General features: G+C 36.0%; 15 protein-coding genes and 1 pseudogene. All 16 read left to right on the top strand.

Annotated elements, in window-relative coordinates; genetic code table 11:
• Window positions 1-55: 55 nt before the first annotated feature.
• On the top strand, window positions 56-184 hold the full coding sequence (locus FNL60_RS05770) for an aspartate-semialdehyde dehydrogenase leader peptide (RefSeq protein WP_002262852.1): 129 nt from the start codon (window positions 56-58) through the stop codon (window positions 182-184).
• Window positions 185-235: 51 nt separating this feature from the next.
• Window positions 236-1,312: an aspartate-semialdehyde dehydrogenase gene (locus FNL60_RS05765; RefSeq protein WP_002263802.1), complete on the top strand. Its 1,077-nt coding sequence runs from the start codon at window positions 236-238 to the stop codon at window positions 1,310-1,312.
• Window positions 1,313-1,352: 40 nt separating this feature from the next.
• Window positions 1,353-2,234, top strand: a complete 882-nt coding sequence (gene dapA, locus FNL60_RS05760) for a 4-hydroxy-tetrahydrodipicolinate synthase (RefSeq protein WP_002262854.1) — start codon at window positions 1,353-1,355, stop codon at window positions 2,232-2,234.
• A gap of 307 nt (window positions 2,235-2,541) precedes the next feature.
• Window positions 2,542-2,880 carry an ATP cone domain-containing protein gene (locus FNL60_RS05755; RefSeq protein WP_002262855.1) on the top strand — a complete coding sequence of 113 codons (339 nt, stop codon included), beginning with the start codon at window positions 2,542-2,544 and terminating at the stop codon, window positions 2,878-2,880.
• Between the two features lie 284 nt (window positions 2,881-3,164).
• A complete protein-coding gene (locus tag FNL60_RS05750; RefSeq protein WP_002262856.1) occupies window positions 3,165-4,130 on the top strand; it encodes a hypothetical protein in 966 nt (321 codons plus the stop codon).
• 196 nt (window positions 4,131-4,326) lie between these two features.
• The gene (gene ylqF, locus FNL60_RS05745) at window positions 4,327-5,178 is read left to right on the top strand and encodes a ribosome biogenesis GTPase YlqF (RefSeq protein ID WP_002262857.1); all 852 of its coding nucleotides are present in this window, start codon (window positions 4,327-4,329) and stop codon (window positions 5,176-5,178) included.
• Window positions 5,165-5,947, top strand: coding sequence for a ribonuclease HII (locus FNL60_RS05740; RefSeq protein ID WP_002262858.1), 783 nt, complete (start codon window positions 5,165-5,167; stop codon window positions 5,945-5,947). The genes ylqF and FNL60_RS05740 overlap by 14 nt, the downstream gene beginning before the upstream one ends.
• A gap of 173 nt (window positions 5,948-6,120) precedes the next feature.
• Window positions 6,121-7,083, top strand: a complete 963-nt coding sequence (locus FNL60_RS05735; RefSeq protein WP_002262859.1) for an ABC transporter permease — start codon at window positions 6,121-6,123, stop codon at window positions 7,081-7,083.
• Window positions 7,080-8,051: an iron chelate uptake ABC transporter family permease subunit gene (locus FNL60_RS05730; RefSeq protein WP_002262860.1), complete on the top strand. Its 972-nt coding sequence runs from the start codon at window positions 7,080-7,082 to the stop codon at window positions 8,049-8,051. The genes FNL60_RS05735 and FNL60_RS05730 overlap by 4 nt, the downstream gene beginning before the upstream one ends.
• Window positions 8,048-8,854 carry an iron ABC transporter ATP-binding protein gene (locus FNL60_RS05725; RefSeq protein WP_002262861.1) on the top strand — a complete coding sequence of 269 codons (807 nt, stop codon included), beginning with the start codon at window positions 8,048-8,050 and terminating at the stop codon, window positions 8,852-8,854. Before FNL60_RS05730 ends, FNL60_RS05725 begins: the two co-directional genes overlap by 4 nt.
• A 47-nt stretch (window positions 8,855-8,901) precedes the next feature.
• Window positions 8,902-9,918 (top strand): siderophore ABC transporter substrate-binding protein, encoded by a 1,017-nt coding sequence (locus tag FNL60_RS05720; RefSeq protein ID WP_002262862.1) that lies wholly within the window; start codon window positions 8,902-8,904, stop codon window positions 9,916-9,918.
• 71 nt (window positions 9,919-9,989) lie between these two features.
• Window positions 9,990-10,271, top strand: a complete 282-nt coding sequence (locus FNL60_RS05715) for a hypothetical protein (RefSeq protein ID WP_002262863.1) — start codon at window positions 9,990-9,992, stop codon at window positions 10,269-10,271.
• Between the two features lie 166 nt (window positions 10,272-10,437).
• Window positions 10,438-11,280 carry a DNA-processing protein DprA gene (gene dprA, locus FNL60_RS05705; RefSeq protein ID WP_002262865.1) on the top strand — a complete coding sequence of 281 codons (843 nt, stop codon included), beginning with the start codon at window positions 10,438-10,440 and terminating at the stop codon, window positions 11,278-11,280.
• A 94-nt stretch (window positions 11,281-11,374) separates the two neighbouring features.
• Window positions 11,375-13,492 (top strand): type I DNA topoisomerase, encoded by a 2,118-nt coding sequence (gene topA / locus FNL60_RS05700; RefSeq protein WP_002262866.1) that lies wholly within the window; start codon window positions 11,375-11,377, stop codon window positions 13,490-13,492.
• A 365-nt stretch (window positions 13,493-13,857) separates the two neighbouring features.
• Window positions 13,858-15,192: a methylenetetrahydrofolate--tRNA-(uracil(54)-C(5))-methyltransferase (FADH(2)-oxidizing) TrmFO gene (gene trmFO, locus FNL60_RS05695; RefSeq protein ID WP_002262867.1), complete on the top strand. Its 1,335-nt coding sequence runs from the start codon at window positions 13,858-13,860 to the stop codon at window positions 15,190-15,192.
• Between the two features lie 445 nt (window positions 15,193-15,637).
• A pseudogene (gene gtfB, locus FNL60_RS05690) lies at window positions 15,638-19,669 on the top strand (glucosyltransferase GtfB); the annotation flags it as partial.
• Window positions 19,670-19,806 lie beyond the last annotated feature (137 nt).

Below are 19,806 nucleotides of genomic sequence, written 5' to 3'. Positions count from 1 at the left end.
AAAACTATGCGATGAGTCGATTGTGGTTTATACCACATACGCTAAGGAGATCATAATGCAGGAGCAGATCTTGGCAAGTTGTGTGAACCTGCTTGCCACACTTAATCAAAAGTGCCTTTTCCCTTGTAATAACAAGGGCTTTTTTATTGAATTCAATAGTTTATGGACTTTTTTTTTTGTATAAAAAGTAGTATAATGTCTATTATTAGAATGAATTAGAATAAAGAGGTAAACTATGGGCTACACAGTTGCTATCGTTGGTGCTACAGGCGCCGTTGGAACTCGTATGATTCAACAATTGGAACAATCGACACTTCCAGTTGATAAGGTACGGCTTTTGTCATCTTCACGTTCTGCAGGTAAAGTTTTGCAATATAAAGATCAAGATGTCACGGTTGAATTAACTACGAAAGATTCCTTTGAAGGTGTTGATATTGCGCTTTTTTCAGCTGGCGGTTCTGTTTCGGCAAAATTTGCTCCCTATGCAGTCAAAGCTGGTGCAGTCGTTGTTGATAATACCTCTCATTTTCGTCAAAATCCAGATGTGCCTTTGGTTGTTCCTGAAGTCAATGCTTATGCTATGGATGCTCATAATGGGATTATTGCTTGTCCTAACTGCTCAACGATTCAAATGATGGTAGCCTTGGAACCTATTCGTCAAAAATGGGGATTAAGTCGTGTTATTGTTTCAACCTATCAAGCTGTTTCAGGAGCAGGTCAATCAGCTATTAATGAAACTGTTCGTGAAATTAAAGAAGTTGTTAATGATGGTGTGGATCCTAAAGCTGTTCATGCTGATATTTTGCCATCAGGTGGTGATAAAAAGCATTATCCAATTGCTTTCAATGCTTTGGCACAGATTGATGTCTTCACCGATAATGATTATACTTATGAAGAAATGAAGATGACTAACGAAACCAAGAAAATCATGGAAGAACCTGAACTTCCCGTTTCGGCCACTTGTGTTCGTGTTCCAATCCTTTTTTCACATTCTGAGGCTGTTTATATTGAAACTAAAGACGTTGCTCCAATTGAAGAAGTAAAAGCAGCTATTGCAGCATTTCCAGGTGCTGTTCTTGAAGATGATATTAAACATCAAATTTACCCACAAGCAGCGAATGCTGTTGGCAGTCGTGAAACTTTTGTCGGCCGTATTCGTAAGGATTTAGATATTGAAAATGGTATTCATATGTGGGTCGTTTCAGACAATCTTCTTAAAGGTGCTGCTTGGAATTCAGTTCAAATTGCTGAAAGTCTTCATGAACGTGGTCTTGTTCGTTCGACATCAGAATTGAAGTTTGAACTGAAATAAAATAACTAATAATGGTGTATTAAAGTGAGAGGGAGAGAACATGTCAATTCAAGATTTTAAAGACGTCAACATTATTACAGCTTTCATCACCCCATTTAAAGAAGACGGATCAATCAATTTTGCTGCTCTTCCAAAGCTTATTGAGCATTTACTGGCTCATCATACTCAAGGTTTGCTCTTAGCGGGAACAACTGCTGAGAGTCCTACTCTTACTCATGATGAAGAATTGGAGTTGTTTGCTGCCGTTCAAAAAATTGTTAATGGACGTGTTCCTTTAATTGCTGGTGTGGGGACAAATGATACACGTGATTCTGTCAACTTTGTTAAAGAAGTTGCTGACTTTGGTGGTTTTTCTGCTGGTTTAGCTATTGTTCCTTATTACAACAAACCGACACAAGAAGGGCTCTATCAGCATTTTATGACTCTTGCTGATGCTAGTGATCTGCCTATTATTATTTATAATATTCCGGGACGCGTTGTGACAACATTAGAAACTGATACCATGCTTCGTTTGGCTCAGCATCCTAATATTATTGGTGTTAAAGAGTGTACAAATCTTGATAATATTGCTTATTTAGTTGACAATAAGCCAGATGATTTCTTAATCTTTACGGGTGAAGATGGCGAGGCTTTTCATGCTCTTAGTTTAGGGGCTGATGGCGTTATTAGTGTAGCTTCACATACTAATGGCGATGAGTTATTTGCTATGGTGGAGGCTATTGAAAAGAGTGATATTAAAAAGGCTGCTGGGATTCAGCGTCAATTTCTTCCTAAAGTTCACGCGCTCTTCTCTGTTGCCAGTCCAGCTCCTGTCAAAGCAGTTCTTAATCATCAAGGTTTTGATGCAGGGCCTTTGCGCTTGCCATTAGTTGCTTGTACTGATGAAGAAGCTAGACGCATTATTGAAATTGTTGAGAAATGATTGCAGCACACTGGTTTTTGCTAGTGTGCTTTTTGAATGGGGCTATAATTACTATTACTATTCGAAAGTGAATTTAAATGATATTTTAGTTATTTAGGATATTGAAAATCTCAGCGATAGTGATGAAGTAGAGAATTTTCATTATTGAGGAATCATTTAAAAAAGCCTTTATAATATGATCGATTTTCTATTGTACTTATATCAGTCAAAAAGTAATAGATTAAGATAAAAAACTTGACAATTAATCCGACAATTTAGATAATAATAGTAATGAAAGATGTTAGTAACATTTAGAAAAGAGGTTCTTATGCAAGTTATCAAACGTAGTGGTCAAGTTGTTGATTTTGATCCTGATAAGATATATCAAGCTATTCTTGGTGCAGCACAAACAGTTTATGTATTAGATGATGCCTTGCGTCAAGATTTGGCACAAGTTACCAAAAAGGTTGTTGTTGATTTAGAAGAGGCACAGACTGAACGGCCCACAATTAGCATGATTCAATCACAAGTGGAACATCGTTTGCTTGATGCCGGTTATATCACAATTGCTGAGCATTATATTTCTTACCGCCTTCAACGTGATCTTGAGCGCAATGGTTACGATGATCATATTAATGTACACTTGCATTTTGAACAAGTTAAATAAAATCTGTCAATGATTCTTTCATTTAAGAATACGATGCTGAGTAATTAAATTATTGCTAATTAGTAAATTTTAATGGTACTGACTTGGCTGTCTTTATCAATATCTAAAATTAGGTGAGAGTCACAACAAATCAACTTCTTCTTGAGCTACTGATTTGTTGTGACTCTCATTTTGTATTTACAACGATTATTGAATTCTTTTTAAGATTTAATGACAAAGGCTGTCTTTTAAAAAGCGTATGTTATACTGAAAAAGTAGTGATAAGCAAAAAGTGGAGGTTGTTTATGTTAAAGGAAAACCGTAATAAAGGGTTTGTTTTATATCTTGTTTTTGGAATTTTCTTTATCATTGGAGCCGTAGGGATTTTTCTAGCAGTTTCTTATAAGAACAATAGTCAAGCAGTTTCTTATAACGGCGAGTCTACAAAGGCCTCTTCGGGAGACAAGGTGACGCTTGAAATTCGTGATATTTATTCCAAACCTATAGCAGATATTGATGGTCACAAGACAGTTATTTGGCTTGTGAAATATAAAGACAATGGTTATGTTGGTTTAGAATCTAAAGAAGAGGATAAGGATATTGCTAGATTATTAAAAGCTGGCAGTTCACTAAGACAGCATCCTAAACGCATTGCAGTGAAGTATTATAACACCCATAGAAGTACCAGCCATGTTATTCGAAATTATTCTGGTGCAATGATTGGTATTTTACGATCACAGCCTGAGTTGAACAAATATTTTTCATTTTATACTTATGTTTCTCTCTATGATATAAAATCTGATCAGACTAGCCTACCAATTGTATGTGGCCTCTTAGGTTTGCTTGGCTTGCTTTTTATAGGTATCGCTTTCTATGTTAGATATAAGGTTAATCGAGCTTATGATGAGCTTTATGCTGCTTATCCTGAATTAAATGGTAATTTAGACCCTCTCATCTCTGAATCGCTTTATCATGATGATAAGCTTAAAATTATTATTTATAAAAATCATCTTATAACTTATCATAGAGGATTTGCTCTTGTAGATCTGCATCAAGTTGTGCAACTTTACCATCGCATTGTTAAGACCAGACGTTCTTTTATTGCTGTCAATCAACAATCTTTTCTCGTTGCAGTCAAAATGGATAATAAGAAAGTTAGTCTATTTATTTGCAATCGTGGTAAGAAAACAGATGAAGAACTTCAGCCATTATTTGCTGCTGTTACAAGTTACTTCCCTAATATAAAAATTGGTTATGATAAATTATTTTAAAATGTCTATCTAGGCTAGTACATATTTAATATGGAGTTAGAATAGTGGCTCTAATTCTATATATTTTAATGATTTAGCAAGATATTTTGCCGTAAAATGATAAGAACCTATTCCATGCTTTTTGACTTATGGTATAATTTTAGAAAAGAATTATTCAAGTTATAAGACTAAAATAAAGTTATTGAAAGGTTGTTTCATGTCTAAAATTCAATGGTTTCCTGGGCATATGTCAAAAGCCCGCAGACAAGTGCAGGAAAATCTCAAATTTGTGGATTTTGTGACGATTTTGGTAGATGCTCGTTTACCTCTGTCAAGTCAAAATCCTATGTTAACTAAGATTATTGGTGATAAGCCAAAGCTGATAATCTTAAATAAAGTAGATTTAGCAGATAGTACCTGCACAGCAGAATGGTGTAACTTTTTTGAGAAGCAGGGGATTAAGGCGTTGGCTGTTAATTCTAAAGAGCAGTCAGCAGTCAAAAAGGTGACTGAAGCGGCTAAAGGATTAATGACCGATAAGCTTGTCAAACTCCGTGAACGTGGTATTCAGAAGGAGAACTTACGAACCATGATTGTTGGTATTCCCAATGTTGGTAAATCAACCTTAATGAATCGTTTGGCTGGTAAAAAAATTGCTATTGTGGGAAACAAACCTGGTGTTACTAAGGGACAACAGTGGCTGAAATCTAATAAAAATTTGGAAATTTTAGATACACCGGGTATTCTTTGGCCTAAATTTGAAGAGGAAGCAGTTGGACTCAAATTGGCCATGACCGGAGCTATTAAAGACAATCTACTGCCTATGGATGAGATAACGATTTTTGGTCTTGATTTTTTCAAGCGATACTATCCAGAACGTTTATTAGAACGTTACAAAGGTATTGATTTGGAAGAGGAAGCACCTGAAATCATTATGAGCATGACACAAAAATTAGGCTTTCGTGATGATTATGATCGTTTTTATCAAGTTTTTATCAAGGATGTACGTGATGGTCGTTTGGGATGTTATACATTGGATAGATTGGCAGAATTAGATGGCAACGATTAAGGAAATTAAAGAACAGCTGGCGGCCATTTCTGACCTCTTAGATCCACATTGGACAGAGTTTGAGGCAGATGCCCGTTCAGGCGTTCAGGCAGCTGTTAGGCAGCGTAAAAAAATCATTCAAGCAGATTTAGACGAAGAGGTACGTTTGGAAAACATGCTGCGCTATGAAAAAGATCTGTATTTGCAAGGCTACCAAGCTATTGCAGGTATTGATGAAGTTGGCAGGGGTCCCTTAGCAGGTCCTGTTGTGGCAGCTTGTGTTATTCTGCCTAAAAACTGTAAAATCAGACATCTTAATGATTCTAAAAAAATTCCCAAAAAGAAGCATGAAGAGATTTACAAACAGGTCGTAAAAGTTGCCCTAGCTATTGGTATTGGTCGTATTTCTAGTGAAATGATTGATCAAGTCAACATTTATGAAGCAACTAAAATGGCTATGTTGCAGGCTATTGACGATTTGCAAGGTCTAGTTAGCCGACCGGATTATCTCTTAATTGATGCTATGAATCTTGGTATTTCAATTCCTCAGTCTTCCATTATCAAAGGAGATGCTCATTCGCTTTCGATAGCAGCAGCCTCTATTGTTGCTAAGGTAACGCGAGATAGGATGATGATTGGATATGACGAGATTTATCCTGGTTATGGTTTTGCTCAAAATGTAGGTTATGGTACTAAACAACACTTAGAAGGTTTAGAAACCTTGGGCGTAACTCCTATTCATCGAAGAACTTTTGAACCGATTAAGTCAATGTTAAAAGAAAAGAACTAAAAAGGCTGTATTTGTTTTAGTTCTTTTCTTTTTATGAAAATATTTAATCAATGTTATATTACAGTTTTCTATCGGATTTCAAAAATAACGTGAACTTTTTAAACTTTATGATAAAATGGTTTTGTAAGCTAATTAAGCTTACTTTAATTAATCATTTTTCGAGAGGAATGCCTATGAAAAAAGTACTCACTGTTCCAGTGCTGGGTGCAGCTGCAGTCTTTCTTTCTCTCGTTTCAATATTTATCGGTGTTAAGAGTCTATCGCTTTTTGAACTGGGCTCTTTAGACGATTCACAACTTAACATTTTATTATCTAGTCGCATTCCTAGAACGGTTAGTATTTTAATTGCTGGCTCTAGTTTAGCCGTTTGTGGTTTAATTATGCAGCAATTAACGCAAAATAAATTTGTCTCACCGACAACGGCTGGGACAATGGATTGGGCAAAGCTAGGTGTTGTTGTCACTATTATCTTATTTAGTAAATCTTCTTTACTATTGCAGTTGATTATTTCATCGGTCTTTGTCATTTTTGGTTCTTTGTTTTTTATCTATCTTTTAAAGGTTATTAAATTTAAGGATGATGTTTTCATTCCTCTAGTAGGTCTGATGTTGGGGAAAGTTGTATCTGCAATCAGTACTTTTTTAGGAGTACAGTTTCAGATATTGCAGTCTGTAAACAGTTGGTTAGAAGGTCATTTTTCCATCATGACTTCTCATCGATATGAGATTTTATTTTTGGTGCTGCCTTGCATGGTATTAATTTACCTTTATGCTCATCAGTTTACTATAGCTGGCTTGGGAGAAGATTTTTCTAAAAATCTAGGTTTGAATTATCAATTTATTATTAATTTAGGCTTGGTTCTTGTTTCGGTTATGACAGCTATCATTGTAACAGTTGTTGGCAGTCTTCCTTTTTTAGGTTTGATTGTTCCTAATTCGATTTCTGCTATCAAGGGCGATAATATGAAGAACAACTTAATATTAACCTCTTTTTTAGGTGCTGTTATTGTGCTTATTTGTGATATTTTTGGACGTCTTATTATTTTTCCATATGAAGTTTCTATTGGATTGACTATGGGAATAATAGGAAGTATCTTTTTCCTTTATTTTTTAATGAAGGGAAGAAGGCGTTCATGATATTAACTTTCAAACAAAAATTATGGTTAATCTTAGTTCTAGTTATTACTTTATCAGCTCTTTACCTACTTTATGGCATCGGTCCAGATGTTAATAAATTTTTAATAATCTATATGGTCAATTCACGTTATAAGCGGTTATTAGCAATTTTACTGACGGCTGTATGTGTTGGTGCTTCGACGCTTATTTTTCAAACGATTAGTAACAATCGTATCTTAACACCAAGTATTATTGGTTTAGATAGTGTTTACGTCTTTATTCAGACAATCATGCTGTTTTTCTTGGGAAGTCAGCAGACTCTTAAAATATCAGCATTGTCAAATTATTGCTTATCGTTATTGATTATGGTGGGCTTTGCATTTTTCCTGTTTAAGGTCCTATTTAAACAGCAGGAGTATTCTATTTATTTTGTACTTCTTTGTGGTTTAGTTTTAAATACCCTTTTTAGTTCTTTGTCATCTTTTTTTCAGATGCTCATTGATCCCAATGATTTTTTGATTTTGCAAACCAATTTGTTTGCTAGTTTTAATGCCATTAATACAAAATTATTGTGGGTATCCCTTATTATAGTCGTTTTTGTGCTTTTAATTAGTTGGACTTCCTTGAGGAAATTGGATGTACTTTTGTTGGGAAAAGATGTGGCGATTAGTTTGGGCTTGGATTATGATCTTCTGGTCATGAAATTTTTTATCTTAGTATCTATTTTGATTTCAGTTTCGACAGCACTTGTCGGTCCAATTACCTTTCTTGGCCTTTTAGTGGTTAATCTCGCCTATCATATTTTTCCAACTTATCGGCATAGTATTTTGCTACCAGCTAGCATTCTGATTGGCATGTTAGCACTTGTCGGTGGTCAAATTATTGTTCAATATGTCCTGACTTTAGAAACGCAACTGAGCGTTATTTTAAACTTTATTGGAGGAATTTACTTTATCCTCATTTTACTGAAAGAGAGTAAAGATAAATGATTTCTGTTAAAAATATTATCAAACATTATCAACGAAAGCCCGTTCTTAACGATTTAACTGTGAATATTGAAAAAGGAAAAATCACAGCTATCATCGGATCAAATGGTTCAGGGAAAAGTACATTTTTATCTATTATGAGCCGTTTGATTGAAGGAGATAGTGGACAAGTCCTATTAGACAAAAAAGCATTAAAATCATTTAATAATAATGATTTGGCCAAAAGGCTGGCTATTTTAAGGCAAACAAACTATATTAATCTTAAAATTAGGGTAGCAGAATTGGTTGCTTTTGGAAGGTTCCCTCATCATCAAGGAAGATTGACCCAAAACGATCAAGATAAAATAACACAAGCGCTTGCTTATATGGAACTTGAGGAGATCAAAGATCGCTTTCTTGATGAATTAAGTGGCGGTCAATTACAACGAGCCTTTATTGCTATGATACTAGCTCAGGATACAGACTATATTTTACTAGATGAACCTTTAAATAATCTGGATATGAAACACTCTGTTCAGATTATGCAGATACTAAGGCGTTTGGTAAAAGATTTTAATAAAACGATTATACTTGTGATTCACGATATTAACTTTGCTTCTTGCTATGCTGACAATATTGTTGCTTTAAAAGAAGGAAAAATTATTGCCAATGGAAATGTGGATGAAGTGGTCAAAGAAGAAGTCTTGTCTAAAATCTACGATATGCCAATAAAAATTGAAACTTATCAAGGAAGAAAGATTTGTAACTATTTTGACCCTCAGGAGCAAATACATTGCGAAACAGCACATAAATTATTAAGCAAATAGCTGCTCTTTTTCACGAAGCTTACTTAATCAAAGATTAGGAGATGAAAATGAAACCATTTAAAAACTTATTTGCAGCATTTTTACTTGTTATTTTTGCTTTTACTTTTACATCTAAAGCCTTTGCGGCGGATAAAACTGTAAAAGTGGAAAATAATTATGCCATTAAATCAGAAGATAAAAAATCAAATCCAAAAATGGTCAATGAGACGGTTACTGTCAAAAAGAACCCTCAAAAGGTTGTCGTTTACGACTTAGGAGCCTTGGATACTATCACCGCCTTAGGCAAAGAAAAAAATGTTGTTGCTATCCCAAAATCTCAACATGGCCTTAATATGTTGAATAAAGATATGAAAAAAATTTATTCAGCTAAGAAATATCAAAATGCAGGTTCACTTTTTGAACCTGACTTTGAAACAATTGCAAAACTGCAACCAGACTTAATTATTATCAGCGGGCGTTCCGCGACATCTAAAAACATCGAAGAGCTGAAAAAAGCTGCTCCAAAGGCTGCTATTGTTTACGGTTCAGCATCTATGGATGCTAATCTTATGACTGGTGTTAAAGAAAAAGCAATAACCTTTGGTAAAATTTTCGGTAAGGAAAAGAAGGCTAAAGCATATAATAAAGAGCTTGATCAGTCTCTTAAAAAATTGAAAACAAAAGTGAATCATTTAAAAAATCCGTCAGCATTATTCGTTATCGCTAACAGTGGTGAATTGTTAAGTCAATCGCCTAAAGGACGTTTTGGCTGGATTTTTAAGGAATTGGGATTTAAAGCTGTTAATGAAGGAGATAAAGTAAGCACCCATGGCTCGCCAGTTTCTTACGAGTATATTTCAGAAAAGAACCCTCAGTATCTCTTTGTTTTAGATAGAGGAGCAACAATTGGTCAGGATGCTTCTGCAGATAAGATTTTGCAGAATGATGTGATTAAGGATACGAATGCTATTAAAAACAATCATGTCCTTCAAGTTAATGGTAAAAATTGGTACCTTAATACAGGTGGTATTAGAACAACCAAAGCAATGATTAAAGAAGTTCAATCATTTATTGATAAAAAATAAAGAAAAAGCGTTCGATTAGCGAAAAAATCGAACGCTTTCATGCTATAATGGAGCAAAAAGGAGATAAAACTATGGTTAATATGTTATCGAGAAAAATTGCTAATAAAGCAGTAGAATCTTTGAATAAGACAAAACATCGAGATCTTTATTATATTCTAATCAGTTTTGGTTTAGGTTTACTGTTTACTTTGGTCGGAATTTATAACATTTTTACAGAGGCTACTAAAGACGTTACTACACGAATCATTGGTGTTATTTTATGCTTGGCATTAGGGATATTGTTTTTATTTTTGGGAGTCGCTCTGCTTAGAATTAAATTTAAACAAAATGAATCAGAAGATGGAAATAAATAGTATGACAAGCGAAAAAGAAAAAATGTTAGCTGGACATTTTCATAATGAAGCCAATTTTGCTGTTATTTTCAAATACAGTCTCTTTTATAATTTTTTCTAAATAATGTAATGAAACTCTATCAATTGATAGAGTTTTTTCGAATAGTTTAGATAGTGAGGTATAAAAATGGATAATTTTCAACTATTTAAACTTAAAAAAGCTGGTCTAACAAATCTGAATATCTTAAATATTATTGATTATGAAGAGAGGACACAAAAATCCTTGTCTCTTCGTGATATGGCTGTTGTTTCCAAAAATAAAAAGCCTTTAATTTTTATGGAACATTACAAGAATCTTGATAGCAAAGCATTACGCAAAGAATTTAATCGTTTTCCTTCTTTATCCATTTTGGACAAAGAATATCCCTTGGAACTTAAAAATATTTATAATCCGCCTGTTCTTCTATTTTATCAGGGAGACTTAGACTTGCTAGCTCGGCCTAAATTAGCAGTAGTTGGTTCTCGCAACGCCAGTCAAATGGGAGTAGCTGCTGTTAAAAAGATCATACAAGACTTAAGTAAGCAATTTGTTATTATTAGCGGTTTAGCGCGTGGTATTGATACTGCAGCACATTTAGCAAGTCTTAAAAGCGGTGGAGCAACAATTGCGGTCATCGGTACTGGACTAGATGTTCATTATCCTAAAGAAAATCGAAGACTGCAGGATTATATTGCAAAGAATCATTTGCTCTTATCAGAATATGAAGCACAGAGTCAACCTCTTAAGTATCATTTTCCTGAGCGGAACCGCATTATTGCTGGGTTATCTCAAGGTGTTATGGTAGCAGAAGCAAAAATTCGTTCGGGTAGTCTGATTACTTGTGAACGTGCTATGGAAGAAGGACGCGATGTTTTTGTTGTACCAGGAAATATTTTAGACGGCCAGTCAGAAGGATGCCATCACCTGATTCAAGAAGGAGCAAAATGCATTACATCAGGCTTTGATATTTTAAATGAGTTTAACTTTTAAATAAAGTTTTTCTATAGTAGAAGTTTGTTCTTGACAGTACTCTAAAAATGATATATCATTCTAGAAGTTTATAACTTATAGGAAGTGTAGAATATTGACAAGTAAAACAACGACAACAGTAAAAAAGACGAGTAAAAAGCGAGCGACTCCTAAGAAAAATTTAGTCATTGTCGAGTCACCTGCTAAGGCGAAAACCATTGAGAAATATCTAGGACGTTCATATAAAGTGGTGGCTTCTGTAGGGCATATTCGTGACTTAAAAAAGTCAAGCATGTCCATTGATTTTGATAATAATTATGAGCCGCAATATATTAATATTCGCGGCAAGGGTCCCTTAATCAATTCTCTAAAAAAAGAAGCTAAGAATGCCAAGCAAATCTTTTTAGCAAGTGACCCGGATCGTGAAGGGGAAGCGATTTCTTGGCATTTAGCTCATATTTTGGATTTAGATCTTAAAGGTAAAAACCGTGTTGTCTTTAATGAAATCACTAAAGATGCTGTCAAAAATGCCTTTGTCGAGCCGCGTCAAATTGACATGGATCTTGTTGATGCCCAACAAGCCCGTCGTGTTTTGGATAGAATTGTTGGTTATTCTATTTCTCCTATTCTTTGGAAAAAAGTTAAGAAAGGTCTTTCAGCTGGTCGTGTACAGTCTGTTGCTCTTAAACTTATTATTGACCGCGAAAATGAAATCAAAGCTTTTAAACCAGAGGAGTATTGGAGTATTGATGGTTTCTTTAAAAAAGGAAATAAGAAATTCCAAGCTAATTTTTATGGACTTGATAACAAAAAAACTAAGCTGAAAAGCAATGATGATGTTAAGAAAGTATTGACTCGCATTAAGAATGATGACTTTCTTGTTGACAAAGTAGAAAAGAAAGAACGAAAACGTAATGCACCGCTTCCTTATACGACATCTTCCTTGCAACAAGATGCCGCCAATAAGATTAATTTCAGAACACGAAAAACCATGATGGTTGCTCAGCAGCTTTATGAAGGAATAAGACTTGGCTCTAATGGCCAGCAAGGTCTAATTACCTATATGCGTACAGATTCAACTAGAATCAGCCCTGTGGCTCAAAATGATGCTGCTAATTATATTACTGAACATTTTGGTGCTGAATATTCTAAACACGGAAATCATGTTCGCAATGCCTCCGGTGCTCAAGATGCCCATGAAGCGATTCGTCCATCTAATGTTAATCATACACCTGAATCCATTGCTAAATATCTTGATAAAGATCAATTAAAACTTTATACTCTCATTTGGAATCGTTTTGTTGCTAGTCAGATGACCGCCGCAGTTTTTGATACTGTTAAGGTTAATTTGACGCAAAACGGTGTCTTATTTATCGCTAACGGCAGTCAGATTAAGTTCAAGGGCTATATGGCTGTTTACAACGATTCTGATAAGACCAAAGTACTTCCTGAAATGATCAAGGGAGAAACAGTTAAAAAGATTTCAGCTAATCCTGAGCAGCATTTCACGCAACCACCTGCTCGTTATTCAGAAGCAAGTCTTATTAAGACTTTGGAAGAAAATGGTGTTGGTCGTCCATCAACCTATGCACCGACTCTTGAGACGATCCAAAAGCGTTACTATGTACGTTTAGTATCTAAGCGTTTTGAGCCTACAGAACTTGGTGAAATTGTTAATTCTTTAATTATAGAATTTTTCCCCGACATTGTTGATGTGAAATTCACTGCTGAAATGGAAAGTAAACTGGACGAAGTTGAGATTGGCAAAGAGGAGTGGCAGAAGGTTATTGACCAATTTTATAAACCATTTGAAAAAGAGGTTATTAAAGCAGAGGAACAGATGGAAAAAATCCAAATTAAGGATGAACCTGCCGGTTTTGACTGTGATGTTTGTGGGCATCCAATGGTTATTAAATTAGGTCGCTATGGTAAATTTTACGCTTGCAGTAATTTTCCAGATTGCCATAATACCAAAGCTATTACTAAAGAAATTGGAGTGATATGTCCGATTTGTCAAAAAGGTCAAGTCATTGAGCGAAAAACAAAGCGTAATCGTATTTTCTATGGCTGTGATCGCTATCCTGATTGTGATTTTACTTCATGGAATAAACCTATAGGCCGCGATTGTCCAAAATCTGGAGATTTTCTCGTTGAGAAAAAAATCCGTGGCGGCGGCAAACAAGTTGTTTGTAGCAATGAGGAGTGTGACTATAAGGAAAAAGCTGTTAAATAAAGAAAGTGATGAAGTTGATGTATTGTACTTTTAATTTGGATTAAAAAATTTCTAATTTAAAAAGGATCAACCTGTATTTCTGGTCACTTTTATATTTTAGGATTATTATTGTACATATAAAAAGCTCTAAAAGTAAAATTTTAAGAGGCTTTATAAGTCTGTAATGCTTCAGTTTATTCAAGATATTTATGAAAAAAGGCGATAACAGCTGAAGATAAGATGATTTTTATTTTGCATTAAGAGATATTACTAATATTTTAAAGAGCTTAATTAGAGAATTTGATGAATTAAGATATTATAAACAAATAATAAAAAAGAAAGATTTTAGGGAGCTGTTTTTCCGTCCCAAAAAGAGGTATTGTTTTATGTCTCAATCTTATATTAATGTTGTTGGGGCTGGTCTTGCTGGCTCTGAAGCTGCTTATCAGATCGCTAAACGCGGTATTCCTGTCAAGCTTTATGAAATGCGTGGAGTCAAAAGAACACCCCAGCATAAAACAAGTAATTTTGCGGAATTAGTTTGTTCGAATTCTTTTCGTGGTGACAGTTTAACGAATGCTGTCGGTCTTCTCAAAGAAGAGATGCGCCGCTTGGACTCTATTATCATGCGAACTGGTGAAGCCCATCGTGTACCTGCAGGTGGTGCTATGGCAGTTGACCGTAGCGGCTATGCTCAAGCCGTTACGGCAGAACTTGAAAATAACCCTCTCATTCAGGTTATTCGAAACGAAGTAACTGAAATTCCTGATGATGCTATTACAGTGATTGCGACTGGTCCACTGACAAGTGACAGTCTGGCTAAAAAAATTTATAAACTAAACGGCGGTGAAGGGTTTTATTTTTATGACGCGGCGGCGCCAATTGTCGATCAATCTTCCATTGATATGGATAAGGTTTATCTCAAGTCGCGTTACGATAAGGGAGAGGCTGCCTATCTCAATTGTCCTATGACTAAGGAGGAGTTTATACGTTTTTATGAAGCTTTGATCAATGCTGAAGAAGCTCCGTTCAACTCCTTTGAAAGGGAAAAATACTTTGAAGGTTGCATGCCTATTGAGGTTATGGCCAAGCGGGGCATTAAAACATTGCTTTATGGGCCCATGAAACCAGTTGGTCTGGAATACCCACAAGACTACAAGGGGCCGCGAGATGGTGATTATAAGGCTCCCTATGCTGTTGTGCAGCTTCGACAAGATAATGCAGCTGGCAGCCTTTACAATATTGTTGGTTTTCAGACCCATCTTAAGTGGAGTGAACAAAAACGTGTCTTTTCCATGATTCCAGGTCTGGAGCAAGCACATTTCGTTCGTTATGGCGTCATGCATCGCAACTCTTACATTGACTCCCCTAATCTTCTTGCTCCTACCTTTGCAACGTGTAAAAATCCAAATCTATTCTTTGCTGGACAAATGACAGGTGTAGAGGGTTATGTTGAATCTGCAGCTTCTGGGCTTGTTGCTGGAATCAATGCTGTTCGTCGTTTCAAAGATGAAGAAGCAGTAATCTTTCCGCAAACAACAGCTATTGGTGCTTTACCGTATTATATTACACATACAAAAAGTAAGCATTTTCAACCAATGAATATTAATTTTGGTATCATCAAAGATTTGGGTGGACCACGTATTCGTGATAAGAAGAAACGTTATGAGAAGATTGCTGAGCGATCACTTAAAGATCTACAGCAATTTTTAACTGTTTAAATAAGATTTTTAAAAATATTGGTTTTATTAAATATTGAGATAGAAAATAACTATATTAGATTTGTTTGGAAGCCTATTTCATCTATTGATTGGCTTTTTTGCTAATCAGTTTTAAGAGGACGGCACGCAAGTAACTAACTCTGTCGTTTCATTGCTAAAGTTGGAGTTTGTAATCTCCAACTTTGCCAGATGCTGTAAGCAGCGACAATTGTGGTGGGTACTCCCTGTAGATAATGTAAAAAACGACAGCAATTAGACTGTTGTTTTTTTGTGGGATAGTTTTGTTTTTATCATGTTGTCATAATAAATAAAATAAAAAATTTGAATATTCTTTTTTATTTTTAAAGAAAAAAGAATTTTTGTTGCAAAAAGATTGTTTTATTATTAGAAAGGTGTTACAATTATAACGTTTTGAATAAAACAGTTTAAAATTTGGAGGTTCCTAATGGACAAGAAAGTGCGTTATAAACTGCGCAAAGTTAAAAAAAGATGGGTGACAGTATCTGTTGCATCTGCTGTGATGACTTTAACTACACTTTCGGGTGGCTTGGTTAAAGCAGATTCTAATGAATCGAAATCCCAAATTTCTAATGATTCTAATACCAGTGTTGTTACTGCTAATGAAGAATCTAATGTAACAACCGAAGCGACATCTAAGCAAGAAGCTGCTAGTAGTCAAACTAATCATACAGTAACGACAAGCAGTAGCTCTACTTCGGTAGTTAATCCCAAAGAGGTTGTAAGTAATCCTTATACTGTTGGGGAAACAGCTTCTAATGGTGAAAAGCTTCAAAATCAAACAACTACAGTTGACAAAACTTCTGAAGCTGCTGCTAATAATATTAGTAAACAAACAACCGAAGCTGATACAGATGTTATTGATGATAGCAATGCAGCCAATCTACAAATATTGGAAAAACTTCCCAATGTAAAAGAAATTGATGGTAAGTATTATTATTATGACAATAACGGCAAAGTTCGTACTAATTTTACATTAATTGCTGATGGCAAAATTTTACATTTTGATGAAACTGGCGCTTATACTGATACATCAATTGACACTGTAAATAAAGATATCGTCACAACAAGAAGTAATCTATACAAAAAATATAATCAAGTTTATGATCGCTCTGCACAGAGCTTTGAGCATGTTGATCATTATTTGACAGCTGAGAGTTGGTATCGTCCTAAGTACATCTTGAAGGATGGCAAAACATGGACACAGTCAACAGAAAAAGATTTCCGTCCCTTATTGATGACATGGTGGCCTGACCAAGAAACGCAGCGTCAATATGTTAACTACATGAATGCACAGCTTGGCATTAACAAGACTTATGATGATACAAGTAATCAATTGCAATTAAATATTGCAGCTGCAACTATTCAAGCAAAAATTGAGGCCAAAATTACAACTTTAAAGAATACTGATTGGCTGCGTCAGACTATTTCCGCATTTGTTAAGACACAGTCAGCTTGGAACAGTGACAGCGAAAAACCGTTTGATGATCATTTACAAAATGGAGCAGTGCTTTACGATAATGAAGGAAAATTAACGCCTTATGCTAATTCCAACTACCGTATCTTAAATCGCACCCCGACCAATCAAACCGGAAAGAAAGATCCAAGGTATACAGCTGATAACACTATCGGCGGTTATGAATTCCTTTTGGCCAACGATGTGGATAATTCTAATCCTGTCGTGCAGGCCGAACAATTGAACTGGCTACATTTTCTCATGAACTTTGGTAACATTTATGCCAATGATCCGGATGCTAACTTTGATTCCATTCGTGTTGATGCGGTAGATAATGTGGATGCTGACTTGCTCCAAATTGCTGGGGATTACCTCAAAGCTGCTAAGGGGATCCATAAAAATGATAAGGCTGCTAATGATCATTTGTCTATTTTAGAGGCATGGAGTGACAACGACACTCCTTACCTTCATGATGATGGCGACAATATGATTAATATGGACAATAAGCTGCGTTTGTCTCTATTATTTTCATTAGCTAAACCCTTAAATCAACGTTCAGGCATGAATCCTCTCATCACTAACAGTTTGGTGAATCGAACTGATGATAATGCTGAAACTGCCGCAGTCCCTTCTTATTCCTTCATCCGTGCCCATGACAGTGAAGTGCAGGATTTGATTCGTGATATCATCAAGGCAGAAATCAATCCTAATGTTGTCGGGTATTCTTTCACTATGGAGGAAATCAAGAAGGCTTTCGAGATTTACAACAAAGACTTATTAGCTACAGAGAAGAAATACACACACTATAATACGGCACTTTCTTATGCCCTGCTTTTAACCAACAAATCCAGTGTGCCGCGTGTCTATTATGGGGATATGTTTACAGATGACGGGCAATACATGGCTCATAAGACGATCAATTACGAAGCCATCGAAACCCTGCTTAAAGCTCGTATTAAGTATGTTTCAGGCGGTCAAGCCATGCGCAATCAACAGGTTGGCAATTCTGAAATCATTACGTCTGTCCGCTATGGTAAAGGTGCTTTGAAAGCAACGGATACAGGGGACCGCACCACACGGACTTCAGGAGTGGCCGTGATTGAAGGCAATAACCCTTCTTTACGTTTGAAGGCTTCTGATCGCGTGGTTGTCAATATGGGAGCAGCCCATAAGAACCAAGCTTACCGACCTTTACTCTTGACCACAGATAACGGTATCAAGGCTTATCATTCCGATCAAGAAGCGGCTGGTTTGGTGCGCTACACCAATGACAGAGGGGAATTGATCTTCACAGCGGCTGATATTAAAGGCTATGCCAACCCTCAAGTTTCTGGCTATTTAGGTGTTTGGGTTCCAGTAGGCGCTGCCGCTGATCAAGATGTTCGCGTTGCGGCTAGCACGGCCCCATCAACAGATGGCAAGTCTGTGCATCAAAATGCGGCCCTTGATTCACGCGTCATGTTTGAAGGTTTCTCTAATTTCCAAGCTTTCGCCACTAAAAAAGAGGAATATACCAATGTTGTGATTGCTAAGAATGTGGATAAGTTTGCGGAATGGGGTGTCACAGATTTTGAAATGGCACCGCAGTATGTGTCTTCAACAGATGGTTCTTTCTTGGATTCTGTGATCCAAAACGGCTATGCTTTTACGGACCGTTATGACTTAGGAATTTCCAAACCTAATAAATACGGGACAGCCGATGATTTGGTGAAAGCCATCAAAGCGTTACACAGCAAGGGCATTAAGGTAATGGCTGACTGGGTGCCTGATCAAATGTATGCTTTTCCTGAAAAAGAAGTGGTAACAGCAACCCGTGTTGATAAGTTTGGAAAACCGGTTGAAGGCTCACAAATTAAGAGTGTTCTTTATGTTGCTGACAGTAAGAGTTCTGGTAAAGATCAACAAGCCAAGTATGGGGGAGCTTTCTTAGAGGAGCTGCAAGCTAAATATCCGGAGCTTTTTGCGAGAAAGCAAATTTCCACAGGGGTTCCGATGGATCCTTCTGTTAAGATTAAGCAATGGTCTGCCAAGTACTTTAATGGGACAAATATTTTAGGGCGCGGAGCAGGCTATGTCTTAAAAGATCAGGCAACTAATACTTACTTTAATATTTCAGATAATAAAGAAATAAACTTCCTTCCTAAAACATTGTTAAACCAAGATAGTCAAGTTGGTTTCTCTTATGACGGTAAAGGTTATGTTTATTATTCAACGAGTGGTTACCAAGCCAAAAATACTTTCATCAGCGAAGGTGATAAATGGTATTATTTTGATAATAACGGTTATATGGTCACTGGTGCTCAATCAATTAACGGTGTTAATTATTATTTCTTATCAAATGGTCTACAGCTCAGAGATGCTATTCTTAAGAATGAAGATGGAACTTACGCTTATTATGGAAATGACGGTCGCCGTTATGAAAATGGTTATTATCAATTCATGAGTGGTGTATGGCGTCACTTCAATAATGGTGAAATGAGTGTTGGATTAACTGTAATTGATGGTCAGGTTCAATACTTTGATGAAATGGGCTATCAAGCCAAAGGAAAATTTGTAACAACTGCCGATGGTAAAATAAGATATTTTGATAAGCAATCTGGGAACATGTATCGTAATCGTTTTATTGAAAACGAAGAAGGTAAATGGCTGTATCTCGGTGAAGATGGTGCAGCAGTGACAGGATCTCAAACCATTAACGGTCAACACCTGTACTTTAGAGCAAACGGTGTTCAGGTCAAGGGTGAATTTGTCACTGACCGCTACGGCCGTATCAGCTATTACGACAGCAATTCAGGGGATCAAATCCGCAACCGCTTTGTCCGCAATGCTCAGGGTCAGTGGTTCTACTTTGATAACAATGGCTATGCCGTAACCGGTGCCAGAACCATTAACGGTCAACACCTGTACTTTAGAGCAAACGGTGTTCAGGTCAAAGGTGAATTTGTCACTGACCGCTACGGCCGTATCAGTTATTACGATGCTAACTCTGGAGAACGAGTTCGGATTAACTAATTGAAAAAACGCTCTCTTAAGTTAATTAAGAGGGCGTTTCTAGGGTTAGGAGTTTTAAATATTATTTATTATTTTTCTAAAAAATGAAGAATTTCATTATAAATTAATTACGATACATTGTGCTTTTG

The organism is Streptococcus mutans (genome assembly GCF_006739205.1).
Taxonomy (GTDB): Bacteria; Bacillota; Bacilli; order Lactobacillales; family Streptococcaceae; genus Streptococcus; species Streptococcus mutans.
The sequence above is the reverse complement of the archived record's forward strand: the minus strand, read 5'-3'. Positions and strand labels throughout refer to the sequence as shown.